The sequence below is a fragment of the Streptomyces sp. NPDC057623 genome (assembly GCF_042800355.1).
In the GTDB taxonomy this organism is placed as follows: domain Bacteria; phylum Actinomycetota; class Actinomycetes; order Streptomycetales; family Streptomycetaceae; genus Streptomyces.
This window is the reverse complement of sequence record NZ_JBHVGZ010000185.1, coordinates 1-1,266: the sequence shown is the minus strand read 5'-3', so window position 1 is coordinate 1,266 and position 1,266 is coordinate 1. Positions and strand designations below refer to the sequence as shown.

The window sequence follows — 1,266 nt, the reverse complement described above, 5'->3', positions numbered from 1 at the left end:
CATCAACCTCACCCCCCTCCTCCACCAGCGCACCCCCACCCCCATCAACCTCCCCACCTACGCCTTCCAACACCACCCCTACTGGCTCAACACCGCCACCACCACAGGCAACCCAACAGACCTAGGACTGGCCCAGGTCGAACACCCGATGCTCGGCGCTCTGGTGGAAGACCCGGCCACGGGTGGGCTGTTGTTCACCTCCCGCTGGTCCCTCACCACCCACCCCTGGCTCGCCGACCACCCCACAGCCGACACCGCTCTGGTCGACCTCCTGATCCGGGCCGGGGACGAGGCGGGTACCGGCCACCTCGACGAACTCGCCGTGGAAGTCCCGCTGTCCATCCCGGCAGAGGGTGGCGTGCACGTGCGTGTCGGCGTCAGTGAACCCGACGAGTCCGGTCGGCGTACCGCGCACGTCCACTCCCGTCCGGACGACGCGGCGCCTGGCGAACCGTTCACCCGTCATGCCTCGGCCCGGCTGTCCTCCGACGCCCCCGTGCCCGACTTCGACCTCACCCAGTGGCCCCCGCCCGGAGCCGTCCCGACCGAGGGGGTCGCCTTCCGCGCCTGGACGCGCGGCAGCGATCTCTACGCCGAGGTCACCCTGCCCGACACCGCGGGCGACCCGGACGGCTACGGCCTCCACCCCGCCCTCCTCGACGCCTGTCTGCACGCCGCGGCGCAGCACACCGGCGCCGAGCGGCAGCTCATCGTGCCGGTCGGGTGGACCGACGTACGTCTCCACGCCGACGGTGCCACCGCCCTCCGTGTCCATCTGGCCCTCGACGGCCAGGGCACGATCAGCATGCGTCTGGCTGACGCCGCCGGTGTTCCGGTCGCGTCCGTAGGTGCCCTGGTCACCCGGCCGTTCGACGGGGCGGAGACGGCTCGGCCGGAGCGGCACCTTTACCGTGTCGCGTGGGAGCAGGCTTCAACGCGGTGGCAGAGCATGTCGTCCGGTGCCGTCCCGGTGACCACCGCCGACGAAGTGCGCGCGGTGGCCGAGGCCGAGCCGGTCCCCGCCGTACTCGCGCTGGAGATGTCCGGCGGGGACGCGATCGACGCCGACACCGTCCGTGCCCTCACCGGCCGTGTGCTGGACGTCGTCCAGGCGTACCTGTCCGAACCGCGTCTCCAGGACACACGTCTGCTCGCCGTCACCCGTGGCGCCGTCGCCGTCACCGCTGACGAGGCGCTGACCGATCTGGCCGCCGCCGCGGCCGCGGGGCTGCTGCGTTCCGCCCAGGCCGAGAACCCCGGTCGTAT

The 1,266-nt window shown here is 72.3% G+C and carries 1 protein-coding gene; it reads left to right on the top strand.

Annotation, left to right across the window (positions count from 1 at the left end; genetic code table 11):
* The coding region (locus tag ACFU95_RS51025) for a polyketide synthase dehydratase domain-containing protein (RefSeq protein WP_383844816.1) at positions 1 to 1,266 on the top strand (1,266 nt) is incomplete at both ends.